At 70.1% G+C, this 18103-nt stretch carries 15 protein-coding genes and 1 pseudogene; 7 read left to right on the plus strand and 9 right to left on the minus strand.

The annotated features are described in order from the left end of the window. Window positions 1-166: 166 nt before the first annotated feature. Window positions 167-499, minus strand: a complete 333-nt coding sequence (locus JOE61_RS09900; protein WP_166318101.1) for a MarR family transcriptional regulator — start codon at window positions 497-499, stop codon at window positions 167-169. Window positions 500-832: 333 nt separating this feature from the next. On the opposite strand from JOE61_RS09900, the gene JOE61_RS09905 reads away from it, so the two are divergent. From JOE61_RS09905 to JOE61_RS09915, 3 genes are all read left to right on the plus strand, one after another. Then, the gene (locus tag JOE61_RS09905) at window positions 833-1435 is read left to right on the plus strand and encodes a TetR/AcrR family transcriptional regulator (RefSeq protein WP_068111710.1); all 603 of its coding nucleotides are present in this window, start codon (window positions 833-835) and stop codon (window positions 1433-1435) included. A gap of 31 nt (window positions 1436-1466) precedes the next feature. After that, complete coding sequence (locus JOE61_RS09910) at window positions 1467-3806, plus strand: MMPL family transporter (RefSeq protein WP_068111707.1); 2340 nt, start codon at window positions 1467-1469, stop codon at window positions 3804-3806. 960 nt (window positions 3807-4766) lie between these two features. Further along, entirely contained in the window at window positions 4767-5321 is a 555-nt protein-coding gene (locus JOE61_RS09915) for a TetR/AcrR family transcriptional regulator (protein ID WP_068111705.1), read from the plus strand. A gap of 333 nt (window positions 5322-5654) precedes the next feature. Here the strand turns inward: JOE61_RS09915 and JOE61_RS09920 are convergent, their stop codons facing one another. Continuing rightward, the gene (locus tag JOE61_RS09920; protein ID WP_068115057.1) at window positions 5655-6134 is read right to left on the minus strand and encodes a PaaI family thioesterase; all 480 of its coding nucleotides are present in this window, start codon (window positions 6132-6134) and stop codon (window positions 5655-5657) included. Window positions 6135-6139: 5 nt separating this feature from the next. Then, window positions 6140-6766, minus strand: a complete 627-nt coding sequence (locus JOE61_RS09925; protein ID WP_068111701.1) for a TetR/AcrR family transcriptional regulator — start codon at window positions 6764-6766, stop codon at window positions 6140-6142. A gap of 229 nt (window positions 6767-6995) precedes the next feature. Here JOE61_RS09925 and JOE61_RS09930 point away from each other — a divergent pair, with 229 nt between their 5' ends. Further along, on the plus strand, window positions 6996-8174 hold the full coding sequence (locus JOE61_RS09930) for a cytochrome P450 (RefSeq protein ID WP_068111696.1): 1179 nt from the start codon (window positions 6996-6998) through the stop codon (window positions 8172-8174). Between the two features lie 438 nt (window positions 8175-8612). On the opposite strand, the pseudogene JOE61_RS09935 reads toward JOE61_RS09930, so the two are convergent. Further along, window positions 8613-9516, minus strand: a pseudogene (locus JOE61_RS09935) (IS5 family transposase). On the opposite strand from JOE61_RS09935, the gene JOE61_RS09940 reads away from it, so the two are divergent. Both JOE61_RS09940 and JOE61_RS09945 read left to right on the plus strand, forming a co-directional pair. After that, a complete protein-coding gene (locus tag JOE61_RS09940) occupies window positions 9515-10183 on the plus strand; it encodes a hypothetical protein (protein ID WP_193670500.1) in 669 nt (222 codons plus the stop codon). The pseudogene JOE61_RS09935 and the gene JOE61_RS09940 overlap by 2 nt on opposite strands. Then, window positions 10180-11097, plus strand: a complete 918-nt coding sequence (locus tag JOE61_RS09945; RefSeq protein WP_204797204.1) for a hypothetical protein — start codon at window positions 10180-10182, stop codon at window positions 11095-11097. The genes JOE61_RS09940 and JOE61_RS09945 overlap by 4 nt, the downstream gene beginning before the upstream one ends. 189 nt (window positions 11098-11286) lie before the next feature. On the opposite strand, the gene JOE61_RS09950 is transcribed toward JOE61_RS09945, so the two are convergent. The 4 genes from JOE61_RS09950 to JOE61_RS09965 are packed head-to-tail and all read right to left on the minus strand — an operon-like array spanning window position 11287 to window position 15296. After that, on the minus strand, window positions 11287-12069 hold the full coding sequence (locus JOE61_RS09950; protein ID WP_193670501.1) for an SDR family oxidoreductase: 783 nt from the start codon (window positions 12067-12069) through the stop codon (window positions 11287-11289). A gap of 10 nt (window positions 12070-12079) precedes the next feature. Then, a complete protein-coding gene (locus JOE61_RS09955; protein ID WP_193670502.1) occupies window positions 12080-13030 on the minus strand; it encodes an SDR family oxidoreductase in 951 nt (316 codons plus the stop codon). Next, the gene (locus JOE61_RS09960) at window positions 13027-13944 is read right to left on the minus strand and encodes a bile acid:sodium symporter family protein (RefSeq protein ID WP_193670503.1); all 918 of its coding nucleotides are present in this window, start codon (window positions 13942-13944) and stop codon (window positions 13027-13029) included. Before JOE61_RS09960 ends, JOE61_RS09955 begins: the two co-directional genes overlap by 4 nt. After that, on the minus strand, window positions 13941-15296 hold the full coding sequence (locus JOE61_RS09965) for a flavin-containing monooxygenase (RefSeq protein ID WP_193670504.1): 1356 nt from the start codon (window positions 15294-15296) through the stop codon (window positions 13941-13943). Before JOE61_RS09965 ends, JOE61_RS09960 begins: the two co-directional genes overlap by 4 nt. Before the next feature lie 128 nt (window positions 15297-15424). On the opposite strand from JOE61_RS09965, the gene JOE61_RS09970 reads away from it, so the two are divergent. Then, window positions 15425-16414 carry an AraC family transcriptional regulator gene (locus JOE61_RS09970; RefSeq protein ID WP_193670505.1) on the plus strand — a complete coding sequence of 330 codons (990 nt, stop codon included), beginning with the start codon at window positions 15425-15427 and terminating at the stop codon, window positions 16412-16414. A gap of 65 nt (window positions 16415-16479) precedes the next feature. Here the strand turns inward: JOE61_RS09970 and JOE61_RS09975 are convergent, their stop codons facing one another. Continuing rightward, window positions 16480-18078, minus strand: a complete 1599-nt coding sequence (locus tag JOE61_RS09975; RefSeq protein WP_193670506.1) for a sulfatase family protein — start codon at window positions 18076-18078, stop codon at window positions 16480-16482. Window positions 18079-18103 lie beyond the last annotated feature (25 nt).

Genomic DNA, 18103 nt, shown 5'->3' on the forward strand with positions numbered 1-18103 from the left:
CGGGGCGCAGGGGAGATGCGGGCCCTCGCGTCAGTCCGTCGGTCGTAGTCGGATGGGCTCGGCCGTCGCCGCCCGTGCCAACAGCTGGCCACGCACCACCCGAGCGCGCTCGTCCCGATCGGCCGGCCGCAGGCGCCGGCTCCTCCCGCGTCCGTGCGTGCAAGTGTCAGGCCAACTCCGAGACAAGGTCAATGATATGACGCAGCAGCGGGACCGCGATCGACCGCTCCTCGGCGCTGAGCGATGCCCAGGCCACTGATAACCGGTCGGCAACCAGTCCGCGCTTAGATGCCAGGAGGTCCTCACCGCGTTCGGTGAGCGTGAGGACCCGCCGGCGCCGATCGTTCTCGGCTGCGATGCGACGCAGAAGCCCGGCGGCTTCTAGCGCGGCGGCCTGCTGGGTCACGGTCGGTTGGCTGAGCAACGTGTACTCCGAGATTGCGACGATGCCTTCCCGCCCGCAGGCCTGGACAGCATCCAGCAGTACCAGCTGCGGCACGGTGACGTCCTCGAAGAGGGGCTGCAGTCGGCCCCTGGTCCGCCGAGCGACCGCCAGTAGAGCCAGCACGGCGTCAGCGAACTGCGCGCCGTCAGCCAGCTGCGTGAGGTCCGCTACGCGTCCAGCGTCCGTCCCATCCCCCGCAGTGCCCATGCGCGCACTCCCATCCTTGGACGCCCACCCAATGCCACCCGCGGCGCCGGAGGGCGATGGCGAGCTGTTGCCGCCACGCTACCGAGCGCGTCGGACTGTTGCGGTCCATGGCGCCCCGAAGCCACGGCTCTGCTCGGTGGGCAATGTTGCCCATTGGGCACGACAGGTCATACTGCGCACATGGATCGTGGACTGCGTGACCTCAAGCGAGAGGCGACGGGACAGACGCTGGCCGTGGCGGCGTTCCAGCTCACCCGAGAGCGTGGCCTGTTCGGTTTCGTCACCGCGGACGTGGTCGACCGAGCGGGCTACTCGCGACGCACCTTCGCGAACCACTTCTCCTGCAAGGAAGAGGCGGTCGCTTCGGTCGCGTTCGGCCGGGTCGACGACGTCAGCGAGATCCTGACCAGCCTCCCCGCAGACCTGCCCTTGCTCGATGCCCTGCTGGCCGTCATGAGGGAGCAGTTCACCGAAGACACGTTGCTGACGATGCGCGAGCTGATGACGATGGCGCGGCAGTACCCGACCCTGGAGCCCTACGTCCTGGGTGTTCAGCAGCGCATGCGTCATACCGCCCAGGAGCTCTTGGGGTCGGTGGCCGGGGACCGGTACCCCTCGATCTATGTGCCGCTGCTGTTCGGCGCGGTGTACGGCGCCGTGATGGCCGCCCTGGAGGGCACCCTCGACGTCCACCTCAGCGGCGAGAGCGACCTCAGCTCCGCCGCGATGGACTACAGCTCGTTTCTCGACCTGACCTTCGACTACCTACGCAACGGCCTCTAGAACCCCCTCGCCCTCAAGGAGCACCAGACCCATGTCCACCTTCCTGTACCGGCTCGGACGAACCGCCTTCGGCAAGCCGTGGCTGTTCATCTCGGGCTGGCTCGCGGTCCTCGCCGTGGTCGTCGGTGCGGTCGCTATCAACGGGGTCAGTGTCAGCTCCGAGATGAAGATCGAGGGCACCGAGGCACAGACCGTGCTCGACCGCGTAGCCGATGAGCTGCCTGCAGCCTCGGGAGGTCAGGCCAGCGTCGTCTTCACCGTCCCGGAGGGTGAACGACTCGACACCGCGGACCGCCTTTCGGTGATCACCAACACCGTCAACGACGTCTATGACCTCGACAAGGTCGTAAACCCCCTCGACCTTGCTCCGGGTGCGGCTGATCAAGGCGCTCCAGGCACTCCCGAGGAGAATGCACCGGGCACTCCCCCGACGGGATCGGCGCAGGGGCAGACGCCTCCCTACCAGCCGCTGCTGGTGGACGGAGCACCTGTGCCCGGCGTGCTGGTGTCCTCCGACGGTCAGGTCGCGCTGTTCCAATTCCAGTTCACGGTCGCCTCGACCTCCTTGACCGACGATGACGTCACCTCGGTGGTCGAGGTGGTGGAGCGCGCGGAGCACGGGACCGGGATCACCGTGCTCCCGAGCGACTCGCTCAAGGCCATCGAGATCCCGGTCGGCATCGGCGAGGTGATCGGTCTCGCCGTCGCCGCCCTGGTGCTGGTGCTCACCCTGGGCTCGCTGATCGCGGCCGGCCTTCCCCTGGTCACCGCGCTGGTCGGGGTCGGCATCGGCGTCGGCGGAGCGTACGCGCTCTCGACGGCCGTCGAGATGAACTCCGCCACCCCAGTGCTCGGTCTCATGGTGGGCCTCGCCGTCGGCATCGATTACGCGCTGTTCGTCGTCAACCGGCAGCGACGGCTCATCCTCGACCGCGGACTCACCGCGCAGGAGGCGGCCGGCAGAGCAGTCGGCACCGCGGGCAGTGCCGTCTTCTTCGCCGGCGTGACCGTCCTCATCGCACTGACCGCACTGACCGTGATCGGCATCGCCATGCTCTCCACGATGGCCCTGGTCGCGGCGTCCACGGTGGCCCTGGCCGTCCTCATCGCGCTGACCCTGCTGCCCGCACTGCTAGGGCTGGTCGGTGAGCGGATCTGCTCGGACAAGGCCCGAGCCCAACGCCGCGCCAAGGTCAAGGAGGAATCACACAGTGTCGCCGACCACTGGGTCAAAGGCGTGATCAGGTTCCGGTGGCCCGTCATAGTGGGTGTGGTCGCCATCCTGGGCGTGATGGCGATCCCCGCCGCCAGCATGAACCTGGGCATCCCCACCGGGGCCACCGCGAACCAGGACACCGCCGCCCGGCAGAGCTACGAGGCAGTCTCGCAAGGCTTCGGCGAGGGATTCAACGGTCCCCTACTCGTCACCGCAGAACCCACCGGCACCGCCGGCCGCGTCACACCCGAGCTGACCGCGAAACTGATCGCCGACCTCCAGGACCGAGACGACATCGTGCTGGCCGCCCCGGTCGGCGTCAACGAAGCCGGCGACCTGGCCGTGTTCAGCGTCATCCCCACTTCCGGCCCGAGCGACGAGGTCACCAGCGACCTGGTGACTTCGCTGCGCGAGCCCGACAACGCGATCGCCGGCGACAATGAGGTACAGTTGGGCGTAACTGGGTTCACCGCCATCGGCATCGACATGTCCGACAAGCTCGCCGACGTCCTTCCGCTCTACCTCGGCATCATCATCGCGCTTTCCGTGCTGATCCTGATGCTGGTCTTCCGCTCGGTAGTCGTCCCGATCAAGGCCACAGCCGGCTTCCTGCTCAGCATCCTGGCCACCTTCGGCGCCACCACTGCCGTCTTCCAGTGGGGCTGGCTCAGCAGCCTCTTCGGGTTCGACACCGGGGGGCCGCTGATGAGTTTCATGCCGATCATCGTCACCGGCATCCTCTATGGACTGGCCATGGACTACGAGGTCTTCCTGGTCTCCTCAATGCGCGAGGCACACATCCACGGTGAGGGAGCACGGCAGAGCGTCGTCCACGGGTTCGACCAAGCCAGCCGGGTCGTCGTCGCAGCCGCCATCATCATGGTCGCGGTCTTCTCCGGCTTCATCTTCAGCCACGACATCATGATCAAGCAGATCGGCTTTGCCCTCGCCGCTGGCATCCTTATCGACGCCTTCGTCGTCCGGCTGACGCTCGTCCCGGCGCTCATGGCCGTCTTCAACGAGCGAGCATGGTGGCTGCCCCGCTGGCTCGACCGCGTGCTGCCAGACCTCGACATCGAGGGGGACAAACTGCTCACGATGCTCAACGAGGAGGCTGAGGCTCCGGGTCGTCAACACCTCGAGGTCCGCAACTGAAGTAGGCGAAGCTTCCAGAGTCGAACGTCGGGCGATGTTTCAGGAGCCGCCCCAGACCTACGGCGTCTGCCAGCCTCTCTGAACGTGGGCGGCCATCGGCCCTTTGGCTCGACAGTCAGCCTGGACCGCTCCGCGAGTCACACAAGCGCAGCTCCGTTAGTGCCAGCTCGCTGCGCGGAAAGCGCTCAACGTCGCTGCTGGGGTTGATGGAGTTGCTTGGTGGCCGCCATCGCCGGGCCCCCGGACGGGGTGTCTGGGCCCGCCCATCAGCGATGAGTTAGCGAACGGCTGACCGAGGGCGTCCGGCGCGATGGAGGTTGGCTTACCGCCGGGGCGCGCCTGGGCGCCTCCACGTGCGAAACCGCGCGGGACGAGAAGGAACATCGTGGGGGCAGGCTGGACCGCGTTCGCGCAGGTACTCCTCGAGGTCGCCCAGCCCTCGGGCGATATCCCTGCGCAGCTTGCGTTCGGCAACGAACCGGAGGCGCGGAGGCGGATGCTCGCGAACCCACGCGGTGTACATGAACTGGCCCATGCACCAGCATGAGCCGAACGCGATGCTGCCAGCCACCAGCGTCCACAACACGACTGCCAACGCATCCCACAACGCGCTTCCCAGCTGTTGCCATGCCGGCCCGTACGGATCTCCGTACCTCACTTCGTTCACCTCCACCCCTAGCGGCGAGCCGGGCCTCACGATCACCCCAGCCACAGTGGCACAGCCCACGGTACGCCGAAATACATAGGAGGAACAGGGTAGATTCGGGAAGCGCGCTATCGAGCCTTGTCAGCGTCGATTCGGCTCCGCCGGCGATCCCCGGGACGGAGAGGCGACGCCAGCATCCACACTGAGCACGGAGTGAGTTGTGTATGGAGCAACCTTCTGGCCGAACAAAGACCCCCGGGACGGCAACGCCCAGGCTCAGCCCGGGAGGTTCAGGACGCCGACCGGGGCACAGCGTGACACGCGAGCAGATAGCTCGGGCCGCTCGCGAGCAGTTCGCCGCCGGCGGCTACGACCGCGTGACCATGAGGTCAATCGCGGCACAGGCAGGCGTCGATGCCGCCCTGGTGGCATACTTCTTCGGCTCGAAACGGGAGCTCTTCGACGAGGTGACCGTCCTCTCTTTCGATTCGGCCGCGTTGAGGGCTCAGCTCCTCGACGGCGACTCCAGGGACGTCGGCGAGCGCCTAGCCAGGTGCCTGATCGAAGCCCTCGATGAAGCAGGCCGGCGGCAGCGTATCCTCGCAATCATCCGCACCGCCGGGGTCGAAGCCGACACTGCCCGCATGATTCGGGACAAGTTCACGACGGGGGTGCTGGAACCGATCGTGTCCCAGCTCGGAGCCGGGCAGGCACCATTGCGCGCCGTGCTCGTCATGTCGCAGATCCTGGGCATTGCCGTGGCTCGCCACGTCGTCGGACTCGAAGATCTGACCTCGGCAAGCCAAGACGAGCTGGTGGCCGCGTTTGCTCCTACGTTGCAGCGCTACCTGGTCGGCAACATCTCCTGACACGGCGTCCGTCTGCCCGCGGACACTCGGCCCTATCTTCGACCCGCGTCGGCTTGCAGCCTGCCCACCGCCACCCGTGGGTCGCGGCGCCTGCGCAGGCGTCCCCGGCTATGGCGCAAGAGACAGAGCAGGATTCCCCCTCGGCTAGCGGTATGGGTGCTACATGCAACAAAAAGCGGAGGGCGAGCTGGTCTCGGTGGAGACAATCGAGCAGGAGCTGACGTTGTTGGTGCGTGGCGCCCAGAAGGTGCACTTGCGCGGCGGGATCGAGCGGCCCCCACGAGCGCGGCTCGGAACCCTCTGGTCCGGAAGAACGGCGCCGGACTGTCTGCGTCAGATTGGCAAGCCCTGGTTGAAGTGGGTCACGTCCACAGAAAGGAAGAGGGCCGAGGCGGAGGCGACACGTGACCCTCCGAGCTGCTTCATGTCGGCTTCCATGAAGAGTTTGCGCCCTTCTGTGCGGGTGACCCTGGCGGCGAGGTCGTAGGTAGTGCCGAGGATGACCGGTGAGTCGTAGAGCACCTCGAGCTTCCGGGTCACCGCAGGACCGCCCGTGAGGTAGAGCAGGAACCCGAAGAGGTCGTCGAAAACGGTTGCTACGGCACCGCCGTGGGCGATCCCGGGTGCGCCCACGTGACGTTCATCGAAGACGTGGGTCGCGTGCACCTCCTCTCCTCGACGATTGACGGTGAGGTGGTGGCCGTGCGGGTTGTCGGGTCCACAGGCGAGGCAGAGGGTGTGGTGCGGGGGAAGTTGAGCACCATCAGCGTGCAGCCGGAACTTCTCGTTCCAGCTGGCGAGGAGCTCCTCCATGCTGCTCACAGCGGGTCACCCCGCCGCTGGTCGCGACTGCCAGGTGTCGCGAGACCGTCGAGGACCAGCTCGGTGATCGCGGCGGAGAACCGTGCTGCGTCGGCGGACGGGTCGGCGGAGGGCCCCTCGACGGCCGCGCTGAGGCCAGCGACGGTGATGGCACCGAAGACGCTCAAGGCCACGGCTGCCGGGTCGGCGACCTGGCGCAGGGACCCGTCGGAGACACCGTCAGCCAATAGTTGCTCGATCGGTTCGTAGAAGGCAGTCCGCAGTGCCGCCGCCAACTCGGGCAGCCGGGTCGCGCGTCCGAGGTCGCCGACCAGTGCCCGGCACAAGGACGGGTGCTCGAGCATCACGCCCAGCTGCGCCAGCACAGCCGCCTCGAGTCGGGTCCGCGCGTTCTCCTCACTCGTGACCGCAACACCGACGGCTCCGGCGATCATGTCCAACAGGTCGCCGAGGAGAAACTCCAGCACGGCATTCTTGCCGTCGAGGTGGTAGTAGATCGTGGCCTTGGGGATGCCCGTGGCTTCGGCGATGTCTTCGATCTTGGTGCCGTCCAGACCGCGCTCCGCGATCAGCTCCGCCGCCCCGTAGAGCTGACTGGCCAACTTCGCCGGAAGCTTCCTCATCCCACACGTCTCCGTTCGGGTGCCGTCGATCTCGGTGAGGTCGCGGGTCTCGACCTATGCGACATCGTATGTTGTACTCACAGTACAAACCAAGAGTTCAGAAGATGACGCGGCCCACCGAGCGACGGTCGGTGGGCGGCACGGTCGTCGCCCCCGCCCACTGTCCGTACTCGACATCGATCACAGCCGAGGGCTGCGGATGAAGGAGCGACCGCGAAGGAGATGTTCGATGAGCGATCAGCCACTGACCTACAGCCCGTTCGACGCCGAGGTGATAGCTGACCCCTATCCCGTCTACCGAGAGCTGCGGGCCAACTCCCCGGCCCACTGGTCGCGCGAGGCCAACTCGTGGGTACTCAGCCGGTACGACGACGTCTCCGCCGCCCTGGCCGACCCGGCGACGTACTCCTCAGCGTCGGGCATCTTCCCAACCCCACCCGGGGTCGACATGACGGAACTGTTCCTGCCGATGCTCATCATGAGCGATCCACCCCGGCACACCCAGCTGCGCCAGATCGTCAGTCGAGCCTTCACCCCGCGTCGCATCGCAGCGCTCGAGCCGCACATCGAGACCTTGGTCAAGGACCTCCTCGACCAAACTCCGGAGGCAGGCAATTGGGAGTTCGTCTCCGGGTTCGCCGGCCCGCTTCCCGCCATCGTCATCGCGGACATGCTCGGCGTTCCGCGTGACGACCGTGATCAGTTCCGGGCATGGTCCACCACGCTGATCCAGTCGAATCCTGTCCGAGGAGAGTTCGGCGCCGGGCTGGATGCCGCCGCCGCGCTCTACGAGTACTTCACAGCCTTCCTCGCCGAGCGACGCGCGCACCCTCAAGACGACCTCATGACGGCACTCGTCCAGGCCGAAGTCGACGGCGAGTACCTCAGCGAAGAAGAGCTGCTCGGGTTCTGCCTACTGCTGCTCGTCGCCGGGCACGAGACCACCACCAACCTACTCTCCAACAGCGCCGTGGTGCTCGCCCAGCACCCCGATGTCCGACAGCAGCTGGCGGACGACCCAGAACTCGTGCCGGCCGCGGTCGAGGAACTACTTCGCTTCGACTCACCCGTCCAGGGCCTCGCGCGAACCCTCACCGCGCCGGTGGAGCTGCACGGGGAAAGCATGCAGACCGGTGACACGGTGCTGCTTCTCTTCGGTTCGGCCAACCGCGACGATCACGCCTTTCCCCACGCAGACCGCTTCGACGTCAACCGGCACCCCGAACGACAGGTTGCCTTCGGACGCGGCATCCACTTCTGCCTCGGCGCATCCTTGGCCCGCCTCGAAGCACGCATCGCTCTCCAGACACTGCTGACTCGCCGTCCTGACTGGGACGTCGACCTCGACGCGGCCGTCAGGCTCCACTCCGGCCCGATCCGGGGCTACATCTCGCTGCCCATGCAGTAGACGCCCAACGCGGAACGGACGACATACGAGACGATCCGCGATCGACCCGCACCGTGTCCTCGACACCGAGGACGTCGCAGACGCTCCGCTGGCTCCTGGCACGGGTCGTCCACCGCAGAGCCGAGCCAAGCACCTACGGCGACCTCCAAGACTGGGAGGGCACGGTCATCGAGGGCTGCGGCATGCCGTCGAGACGCTCCGGGAATGCTGTGGTCACGACCCTGTGCGAACGTCAACTTCGCCGCCGTTTCGTCACGGTCTGGTCGACCACTCCGCCGGTCCGCACACGCGCGAGTGCGGACTCCTGTCCCGGTCCGAGGACGTCCGCTGACCAGTAGCCGCGCGGGTACCCTGAGACGCATGCCCTACCGTCGCTGGACCCGGCTCGGGATAGTCGCCGTGGCCAGCCACCTCGGCTACGAGCTAGGGCGTGTCTCCCTATTCGCGAAGCCAGATGGTGATGGCGCGTAGGACCACGCCTCCTCGGTAGACCGCGGCGAGTTTGTCGTAGCGGGTAGCCAGACCGCGCCACTGTTTGTGGTCGTTGAAGGATCGCTCGATGACGTTGCGCCCCTTGTAGGTCGTGGCGTCGAATGCCGGCGGCCGGCCGCCGGCCGAGCCGCGACGCTTGCGGTGGGCGATCTGGTCCGAAGGCTGCGGGATGACCGCTCGGACACCTCGTGATCGCAGCTCGGTGCGAATCGCGCGTGAGGAGTAGGCCTTGTCGCCGAGCACCGCATCCGGGCGGGTGCGCGGCCGCCCTGGCCCCATTCGCTTGACGGCCAGGTGCGACAGGAGAGGCTTGAGCATGGGCGAGTCGCCGGACTGGCCTGGTGTCAGCGCGATGACCAGTGGGCGGCCCTGTCCGTCGACGAGCTGATGGATCTTGGTCGACATCCCGCCGCGCGAGCGACCGAGGGCATGGTCGGGAGGCTCGGCCCGCAGATCCTTGTAGTTCGGTTCAGCCCCCTGTGCGGCGCCCGGCTGGGACCTCGACCCGGCTCAACGTGGTGGCGTGCTGGTGAGCGCGGTTGATCGTGGAGTCGACCGAGACGTTCCATTCCACGGCTCCAGCGGCGTCGGCCTCAGAAACCAGGCGAGCGTGAATTCTGTCCCAGGTCCCGTCCGTGCTGAACCGCTTGTGACGCTTCCAGATCGTCTGCCACGGTCCGAAGGACTCCGGCAGGTCTCGCCACGCCACCCCGGTCCGGAGCCGGTAGACGATGCCCTCGATCACTTGTCGGTGATCGCGGAACGGCCGCCCCCTCTGCCCGTCAGACGAGGGCATCAGAGGCTCGACACGGGCCCATTGAGCGTCAGTCAGCACAGCAGAACGCGACATGAGTCAACAATCCCGGCCCGACCCCGCGTTCTTTAGGAGACACGCCCTAGGCGTCACCGTCCGGCACTTCAACGTTCTCGTCGAGTCCGGCCAGATCATTCGCGTTGGCGCCGGACTGGTTGACCGTGCCTCCGTTGAGCGCTACCTGGCCTCCCACTCCGGCGGCCGCAAGCGCGTATGGGCTGAGCACACAGCCTGGGGCGCCATCGCGCTCCTCTCCGGCGAGCAGGCTCCCTGGCTCGGCCAGGTCCAGCGCTCACGACTGCGCTCCGCCCTACGCCAGGTCACCGAGACCGACGACCTGCTCACCCGGCTGCGGGGCCGGGCACAGGTCACGACCTGCACCGGGCACCGTTCCGTCGCGGAGCGGTTACGCCACGACCTCGTCACCGTGGACCGCTCGCGCCTGGGTCTGGTGGAGGACGCCGCCGTCGTCGACGGCTACTTGGCTGCGGACGACCTCGACAACGCCGTACGACGCTACCGGCTCCGCCAGGACGCTTCGGGGGCCATCACCCTGCGCGCGACCTCCTTCGATCTCGACACCGTACGGCGGCTCGCGCATGGCCGGGCCCTAGGAGCCATCGACGCCGCCACCTCCCTCGACCCCCGCGAGCGCGGGTTGGGGGAGCGAGCGCTACGCATCGTCTTGGAGACCTTCGCGTGAGCGACCCGATCAAGCCGGAGCGTCCCACCGTCGACATCACTGGCGCGGAAGGCGGGTGGCCCGACCCGTGGCCGAACGTCGCCGAAATCGCCTCGGTCCTCTCCGCCGACCGGTGGACCCTGGTGGGCGGCCTGATGACCCAGCTCCACTCGGTGCACCACGGCCTGGGCGTCGTGCGCCCGACCAACGATGTCGACATCGTCCTGCACATCGAGACCACCCGCGGTGTGGCGGACGCCACTGCCGGGGCCCTGCGTGCCCTCGGCTACGAACTGCGCTCCGCAGTCGACCCCCGCAACAACACCGCCCACCGCTTCCTGCGCGGAACCAGCACCATCGACCTCGTCACCGGCGCACCGGAGGAGGCCGACAAGACACAGGAGATCGTCGACGTTCTCGTCTCCGACCACCACGCCCCGAGCGTCACCGAGCGCCTCGCTGGCCGCGACATGGTCCAGATCGAGGGTGGCACCCAGGCGCTGCGCCGCACCATCAACGCCCGCTTGGAGATCACCCCGGGCACCTTCACCACCATCTCGGTCCCGCGGCCCTTCGGCGCCGTCGTCCTCAAGTCCGCCGCCCACAAAGCCGACTCCCGCGACCCAGACCGCCACCTCTACGACGCCGCCGCGCTCCTGGCATGCATCGACGACCCTTTCGCCGAGCGCGAGAGATCACCGGCTCCGACCGCCCGCGCCTCATCTGGCTCCGCGACCGCCTCCCAGCCGGACACCCTGCCTGGACGCGGCTCCCGGCACGGGCCCGCGACGACGCGATGTCAGCACTCGACGTACTCACCGACTGAGCGCGGTGCGCTCCCGATGAATCCATGCGTCATCGTCGGTCAGGCGAAGCACGCTACGCGGCAGAGTCGCATGTCAGCCCCGCGTCGGTGCGGCTTGAGCAGGTCGTAGTCGAACGGGCACAACGGCCCATCGAGTCGGGCGGTGCACCAGCAACCGTCCTGGCTGCGGGCTCGGCTGCCAGCACACCGAGGGGCTTCGCACAGCCACGCCCGCGGTGCGTCAGCAACCGGGTGTGGGCACCGATGGGTTGCTGGGTCGCCGCTGCCCCACGTACACGCCGCGGCCGACACCCGGCGCCTAGCGCAGGTCGTCGGCGAAGCGCCGGCGCACCTGCGCCTGGTAGAGCGAGGGCGCGAGGCGCCACAGCAGGCTGGCCACGACCGTGCCCCGGTCGGGGAAGAGCCGCGGCCGGCCGGCCTGCAGCGCCCGGTCGATGCGCGCGGCGGTGTCGTCGGCCGAGCGCAGCCGCCCCACGGTCGAGCGGGCGCGACCGGTGGGCCGGCCGTCCTCACCCAGGGCGTGCTGCTCGATCGGGGTGTCCAGGAACGAGGGGTGCACCATCAGCACCCGCACACCCTGCGGCTCCAGCTCGAGGCGCAGCACCTCGAAGAACTGGGTGAGCGCCGCCTTCGCCGCGCCGTACGCCGCCCGGCCGGGCACCGGCATCCAGCCGGCCATCGAGGAGATGCACACGACCGTGCCGCGGCTCTCGCGCAGCAGCGGCAGCGCCGCCAGCGTCAGCTCGACCGGGCCCTGCCAGTCGACGGCCATCACGGTGCGGAAGACCGCGGGGTCGGTGCGGTGCGCGGGGCTGCGGTGGGTGATGCCGGCGTTGTTGACGAGCACGTCGAGACGACCGAACCGCTCGCGGGTCGCCTCGACCAGCGCCGCCAGGTCGCCTGCGTCGGTCACGTCGGTGACCACGCCCAGCACCCGCTCCGGGTCGAGGCCGTCGACCCGGTCGGCCAGGCCGGCGGCGTCGACGTCGGCGAGCACCAGGTCGTGGCCGGCCTCGTACCAGCGCCGGGTCATCGCCCAGCCCAGCCCGGAGGCCGCGCCGGTCACGAGCACGACGCTCACGCCGACCCCCTCATGCCAGCACCATCCCGCGCGCCTGGGCGAAGCCCTCGAGCACCTCGAGCGTGGTGCGCTGCGGCACGTAGCCCATCTCCTCCTTGAGCCGCCGGTTCGACAGCACCGGGCGGTAGCGCAGGAACGCCACCTGCTCGGGGCCGACCGGCCTCCCCCGCCAGCGCTGCACCTGCAGCCCGGCGCGCACCAGCGGCACCGGCAGCGCCAGCAGCGGCTTCCCGAGCCGCTCGGCGATCTCGGGCATGGTCAGCGCGCCGTCACCGGCGAGGTTGTAGATCCCGGCGTGGTCGGTCGCGATGCCCTGCTCGAGCACCCCGAGCACGTCCTGGTCCCAGATCAGCACGAACGGCGAGGGGCAGCCGCGCAGCGCGACCACCCGGGGGCCGGTGAACAGCCCGGTGATCTGGTTGTCGGTGCTGTCGCCGAGCACGGTGCCGGGGCGCAGCACCAGCTGGCGCAGCCGCGGGTGGCTCTGGCGGTAGCCGGCCAGCAGCTCCTCGACCCGGCGCTTGTGGTCGCTGTAGGCGAACTCGGGGTTGCCGCGCAGCGGGTCGTGCTCGTCGATCCACGCCGGGTTGTCGGGGTGGTAGCCGTAGGCCGCACCCGAGCTGGTCACCGTCAGGTGCTCCACCCCGGCGCCCAGGCAGGCCTCGACCACGTTGCGGGTGCCGTTGACGTCGATGTCGAAGTCGCGGGCCCGGTCGCGGGAGGCGACCAGCACCGAGGCCAGGTGCACGACGTGGGTCGCGCCGAAGCCGCGCAGCGTCTCGACGAGCGCCGGGTCGCGCACGTCGCCGCGGCGCAGCTCGAAGCCCAGCTCGCCCGGGTCCGCCACCTCGGCGGGGTCGCGCACGTCGAGCCCCAGCACGTCGTACGACGCCGCGAGACGTGTGGCGAGCTGGCGGCCCAGGTAGCCGGCCGCACCGGTGACGACGACGCGGCGGCTCATCGCGCGCCCACCGGGTCGCGGTGCACCGGGTCGTCGGCCGGCAGCGGGCGCCGCGACCAGACCTGGGCCAGGGTGAGCCCGGAGACCAGGTGCCACACGCCCCAGAACGCAGCGACCAGCAGCACCCCGCCGAGCTCGGGGAAGAAGGTGAAGGCGATGACCAGGCCCAGCCCGGAGTTCTGGATGCCGACCTCGAGCGTGACCGCGCGGCGGTCGCTGACCGGCATCCGCAGCCCCCGGCCGATGAGCTGGCCCAGCAGCAGCGCCAGCGCGTTGTGGCCGACCACGACCCAGAAGAAGGTGCCGATCTGGTCGAGGAAGAGCTCGAGGTTGTTGCCGAAGGCGATCGCGACGAAGGCCAGGAAGACCAGCATCGAGCCGATCCGCCACGGCTTCTCGCTGCGCGCGGCGAAGCCCGGGAACCGGCCCCCGACCAGCATGCCCAGCGCCATCGGCAGCGCGAGCACCAGCAGCACGAGCAGCAGCAGGTCGACCCGGTCGAGCGAGATGTCGGTCATCAGGTCGCGGGTGCGCGGGTTGAGGGTGCCGTAGAGCGCGAAGTTGAGCGGCGTCAGCACGGTCGCCGCCAGGCTCGAGACGGCCGTCATCGAGACCGAGACCGCCACGTTGCCGCGGGCCAGCCAGGTCAGGATGTTGGAGAACGACCCGCCGGGGCAGGCCGCCACCAGCATCATCCCCAGCGCGACCTCGGCGCTGACCGGCAGCAGCCAGGCCGCCAGGCAGGTGCCGGCCGGCAGCAGCACGAACTGCGCCACCAGGCCGGCGGCCGGGGCCTTGGGCGCCTTGACGATGCGCACGAAGTCGGCCGGCCGCAGGGTGAGCGCGACCCCGAACATCATCAGGCCGAGCAGGATGTTGAGCAGGGTCAGGTCGGGCAGCGCGATCTCGGTCATGCGTGCACCCGCTCGCCGGCGCGCCGCGCGGGGGCAGCGGGCGGCTCGGGGAGCTCGGGCAGCTCGGCGAGGTGCGCCGAGAGCGCGTCGAGGTAGGTCTGCTTGTCGACGTAGTAGGCCATCCGCGCCAGCGGCAGGTAGTCGTAGCCGCCGTCCTCGCGCTGGGTCGAGCGCTCGCGCCGGGCCCGGTCGAGGGGGCCGGTGGCGCCGGTGCCGGCCCGCCGGTGCGCCAGGTAGCGCGCGACCAGCAGCGCCTGCTGGTGCCGGCCCTCCCAGCCCAGTCCGGTGGCCTCGACCATCCCCATCACGAAGAGGTCGTCGCGCTCGGGGTGGAAGACGTTGAGGTAGAGCTGCGGCGCGTCCACGCCCGCGGGCCAGGCCAGGTCGCCGCGGTCGAGGAAGGGGTAGTCGAGCTCGTAGCCGGTGGCCAGCAGCAGCACGTCGTACTCCGCGCTCTCGCCGTCGCCGAAGGTGACCCGGTGCCCCTCGATCGCGGTGATGTCGCGCCGCGCGGTGATGTCGCCGTGCCCGAGGTGGTGCAGCACGAGCGAGTTCACGACCGGGTGCGACTCGTAGAGCCGGTAGTCGGGGTCGGGCAGGCCGTAGTCGCTGGGCCGTCCGACGAGGCCGCGGATCAGCGCGCCGTCGACGCGCTGCTTGACCGCCCGGGGCAGCCGCAGCCGGCCTCCGAGGGTGTCGATGGGCCGGCCGGCGACGAACTTGGGCAGGAAGTGGTAGCCGCGGCGCACGCTCATGTCGACGCTCGCGGCGTGGTGCACCGCGTCGACGGCGATGTCGGCGCCGGAGTTGCCGCAGCCCACGACCAGCACCCGCTGGCCGGTGAACACCGACGGCGAGCGGTACTGCGAGGAGTGCAGCACGGTGCCGGCGAACTCGCCGGGCAGCTGCGGCAGCCGGGGCGTGTGCAGGGTGCCCGAGGCGACCAGGAGGCCTTCGAAGACGCGGGTGCGCTGCTCGCCGTCGTGCTCGGTGACCAGCTCCCAGCCGGCCTCGTGCGGGCGGGCCGAGACCACCCGGGTGCCCAGCTCGTAGTGCGAGCGCAGGTCGAAGCGCTCGGCGTAGGAGGCCAGGTAGTCGCGCACCTCGCTGTGGTGGGGGTACGCCGCCCCCGCGGGGTCCATCGGGTGCTCGGCGAACTGGGTCATGTGCCGCGAGGAGATCAGGTGCGCACTGTCGTACATCGTCGAGTGCGGGTTCTCGATGTCCCACAGCCCGCCGACGTCGGTGTGCAGCTCGAGCCCGGTCACGGGCAGCCCGGCCCGGGTCAGCGCCCGCACACAGGCCAGCCCCATCGGTCCGGCACCCACCACGGCGTACCCGTGCGTCTCCATCACCCTCTCCTCCCCGGCACCGCGACGGTGCCGTGACCCACGTCACCCTAGGAGCAGCATCGCGCCGGCGCCCGGCCCTTCGGGACGGCCCGGTCGGCAATCCGGGACGCGCAGGAGATGATCGGGCCATGGACCCCAGGCCCGGGCGCGAGGTGACCGCGCAGTACGCGCACGCGCTGCTGCAGGCCGCGCAGGAGACCGGCATCGCCCTCGACGACTCGCTGGTCGCCCGGCTGCGCGCCGCCGAGCGGGTGCCGCTGGCCTGGCAGGACGAGCTGTGGGAGGAGTACTGCGCGGGCGCCGGCGACCCGCTGGCCGGGCTGCGCCTGGGGCTGCGGATGCAGGTCGGGCACCTCGACAGCGCCGGCATGCTGCTGGTGACCTGCGCGACGCTGGGCGAGGCGCTGGAGGAGCTGACGGCCTACGCGCCGGTGATCGGCCCGGGGGCGTTCACCCTGCACCGCGACGGGCCGCTCGTGCGGGTCGAGTTCGAGCACGACTTCGGCGTACGCCCGCTGGAGCGCACGGAGGCGGCGCTGACCACGCTGCTGCACCTGGCGCGCTGGGCCACGGGCGGGCACGTCGCGCCGGTCGCGCTCGAGCTGGCGCACGCGGCCCCCGGCCCCGACCCGGCGCACGCCGCGGTGCTGGGCCTGCCGGTGCGCTTCGACGCCGCCGGCCACGCGCTGGTGCTCGAGGCCGCCCAGCTCGACCTGCCGCTGGTGCAGGCCAACGCGGCGCTGCGCGACCACCTGCGGGAGCTGGCCGACCGCACCCTGGCCCGGCTCGGCGAGCAGGACCTGGCCGTGCGGGTGCGCGAGGTGGTGCTGGCCCACCCCGACTGGGGCCGCGAGCGGGTCGCCGAGCACCTCGCCCACAGCGGGCGGCACCTCAACCGGCTGCTCGCCGAGGACGGGCTGAGCTTCTCGGCCGTGCGCGAGCGCACCCTCGAGCAGCTCGCGGTGCGGGCCCTCGAGCGGGGCGAGCGGGTCTCCGACGTGGCGCTGCGCCTGGGCTACTCCGACGAGACCGCCTTCGCCCGGGCCTTCCGCCGCTGGCGCGGCGAGACACCGGGCCAGGCCCGGGCCCGGTCGACGAGCGGGGCCCGACCGAGTTGAGCAGCCGGGCTGAGGCAACGGGCCGAGGCGACGGGCTGGGGCGACGGGGCTGAAGAGGAGGGGCGTCAGCCGCGGCGCGGGGCCGGCACCGGCCCGAAGCGCTGGAAGCAGTCGCTGCCCGCGCAGCCGTCGAGGGCGCGCAGCCGCTTCTTCAGCTCCAGGCGCACCGGGCGGTAGCGCCGGGTGCCCGCCAGGTTGTCGACCTGCTCGGGGTCGCGGCGGCGGTCGAAAAGGTCGATGTGGATGCGGCCCGAGCGCTTGCGCCACTTCGTGAGCGTGTAGCGGTCGGTGCGCACGCCCCGGAACATCCACGGTCCGGTCCCGGCGCGGGCCGAGCGGGCGCCCGCCTGCACCAGCACCGTGTCGGCGCGCAGCCGGGCCTGGCCGCGGGCGGCCCCGGCGAGGCTGCGCCCGTCGAGGGTGCGGCCCGGGGTCGCGCCGGCCAGGTCGACGACGGTCGAGGCCAGGTCGACGGTGGTGACCGGCTCGGTGACCTTGGTCCGCCGCGCGATGCCCGGGCCGCGCACCAGGAGGGGCACCCGCAGCGCCTCCTCGTAGGCCAGGGTCTTGCCCAGGTAGCGGTGCTCGCCGAGCAGGTAGCCGTTGTCGGAGGTGAACATGACCACGGTGTCGTCGAGCTCGCCCGCCGCGCGCAGGGCCCGCACGATCGCGGTCACGCCGTCGTCGACGCTGCGCAACGACTGGATCCGCTGGCGGTGGAACTGCGCGATTCGCGCGCGGTCGAGCACCGCCTTGCCCTTGATGTGCGGGTTGGGGTCGTCGAGGCGGGCGTCGTACGACGCCTTGGCGAAGCTGGGCGGCGTGGCGCCGGGGTAGAGGTCGCGGTAGCGCTTCTCGGGGGCCGGGCCGACCTTGCAGGAGCCCTCGCCGCACTCGCCGTGGGGGGCGTAGTAGGAGGTCCAGATGAAGAACGGCTTGTCCTCGCCCGGCGCGCCGTCGCGCAGCGGGTCACGCCCGGCGCTCCAGTCCTCGACGAGCTGCACGGTGCGCTCGGTGGTGTAGGTCGTGGAGTAGGACTCGCCGTCGTCGTAGCGGGTGCGCTCGCCGTTGGTGAACATGTCGAAGTCGTAGTAGCCGAAGGAGTTCTTCGCCGAGGCGTCGAACCACTCCCAGCCCAGCGGCACGGCCTGGGTCTCGGGGAACCAGTAGTTGATGAACTTGCCGACGACCGCGGTGTGGTAGCCGGCCTCGTAGAGCCAGCGCTGCAGGGTGTTGTCGGGCTCGCGCAGGGCCATGTAGCCGCCCCACTCGCCGCCGTTGGAGTGCACGCCGTTGTTCTGGGCGTACTGGCCGCTGATGATCTCGGCGCGCGCGGGGCAGCACAGCGGGTGCGGCGAGACCATGTCCTTGAAGACCGCACCGTGCTTGCCCAGCTTCTTGCGGGTCTGCGGCATGTGCCGCAGGTCGTCGAGCGTCTGGTCGTCGGTGGTGATCAGGATGATGTTGGGCGCGTCGGGCGCCGCGGCCTTGCGCACCTGCGGCAGCGGCCGGATGCCCTCGGCCGCGACCGGGGGCGTGCCGGCGTCGGCGCTCGCCTGGTCGGCGACCGGCTCGGCGACCAGCGGCAGCGCCGCCAGGGCGGCGGCGAGCAGCCCGCCGAGGACGAGGCGGGTGCGGGGGCTGGGGGGACGTCCGGCTCTCACGTCGCGGAAGGGTAGTTGAAGAGCG

This window comes from Nocardioides salarius (assembly GCF_016907435.1).
Taxonomy (GTDB): Bacteria; Actinomycetota; Actinomycetes; order Propionibacteriales; family Nocardioidaceae; genus Nocardioides; species Nocardioides salarius.

Excerpts from the sequence above, each read along its gene's own strand:
- JOE61_RS09955 (WP_193670502.1), bottom strand. The coding sequence starts at position 13,030 with ATGAGCCGCCGCGTCGTCGTCACCGGTGCGGCCGGCTACCTGGGCCGC.
- JOE61_RS09905 (WP_068111710.1), top strand. The coding sequence starts at position 833 with ATGGATCGTGGACTGCGTGACCTCAAGCGAGAGGCGACGGGACAGACG.
- JOE61_RS09940 (WP_193670500.1), top strand. The coding sequence starts at position 9,515 with ATGAGTCAACAATCCCGGCCCGACCCCGCGTTCTTTAGGAGACACGCC.
- JOE61_RS09965 (WP_193670504.1), bottom strand. The coding sequence starts at position 15,296 with ATGGAGACGCACGGGTACGCCGTGGTGGGTGCCGGACCGATGGGGCTG.
- JOE61_RS09920 (WP_068115057.1), bottom strand. The coding sequence starts at position 6,134 with ATGGAGGAGCTCCTCGCCAGCTGGAACGAGAAGTTCCGGCTGCACGCT.
- JOE61_RS09910 (WP_068111707.1), top strand. The coding sequence starts at position 1,467 with ATGTCCACCTTCCTGTACCGGCTCGGACGAACCGCCTTCGGCAAGCCG.
- JOE61_RS09930 (WP_068111696.1), top strand. The coding sequence starts at position 6,996 with ATGAGCGATCAGCCACTGACCTACAGCCCGTTCGACGCCGAGGTGATA.
- JOE61_RS09960 (WP_193670503.1), bottom strand. The coding sequence starts at position 13,944 with ATGACCGAGATCGCGCTGCCCGACCTGACCCTGCTCAACATCCTGCTC.
- JOE61_RS09970 (WP_193670505.1), top strand. The coding sequence starts at position 15,425 with ATGGACCCCAGGCCCGGGCGCGAGGTGACCGCGCAGTACGCGCACGCG.
- JOE61_RS09925 (WP_068111701.1), bottom strand. The coding sequence starts at position 6,766 with ATGAGGAAGCTTCCGGCGAAGTTGGCCAGTCAGCTCTACGGGGCGGCG.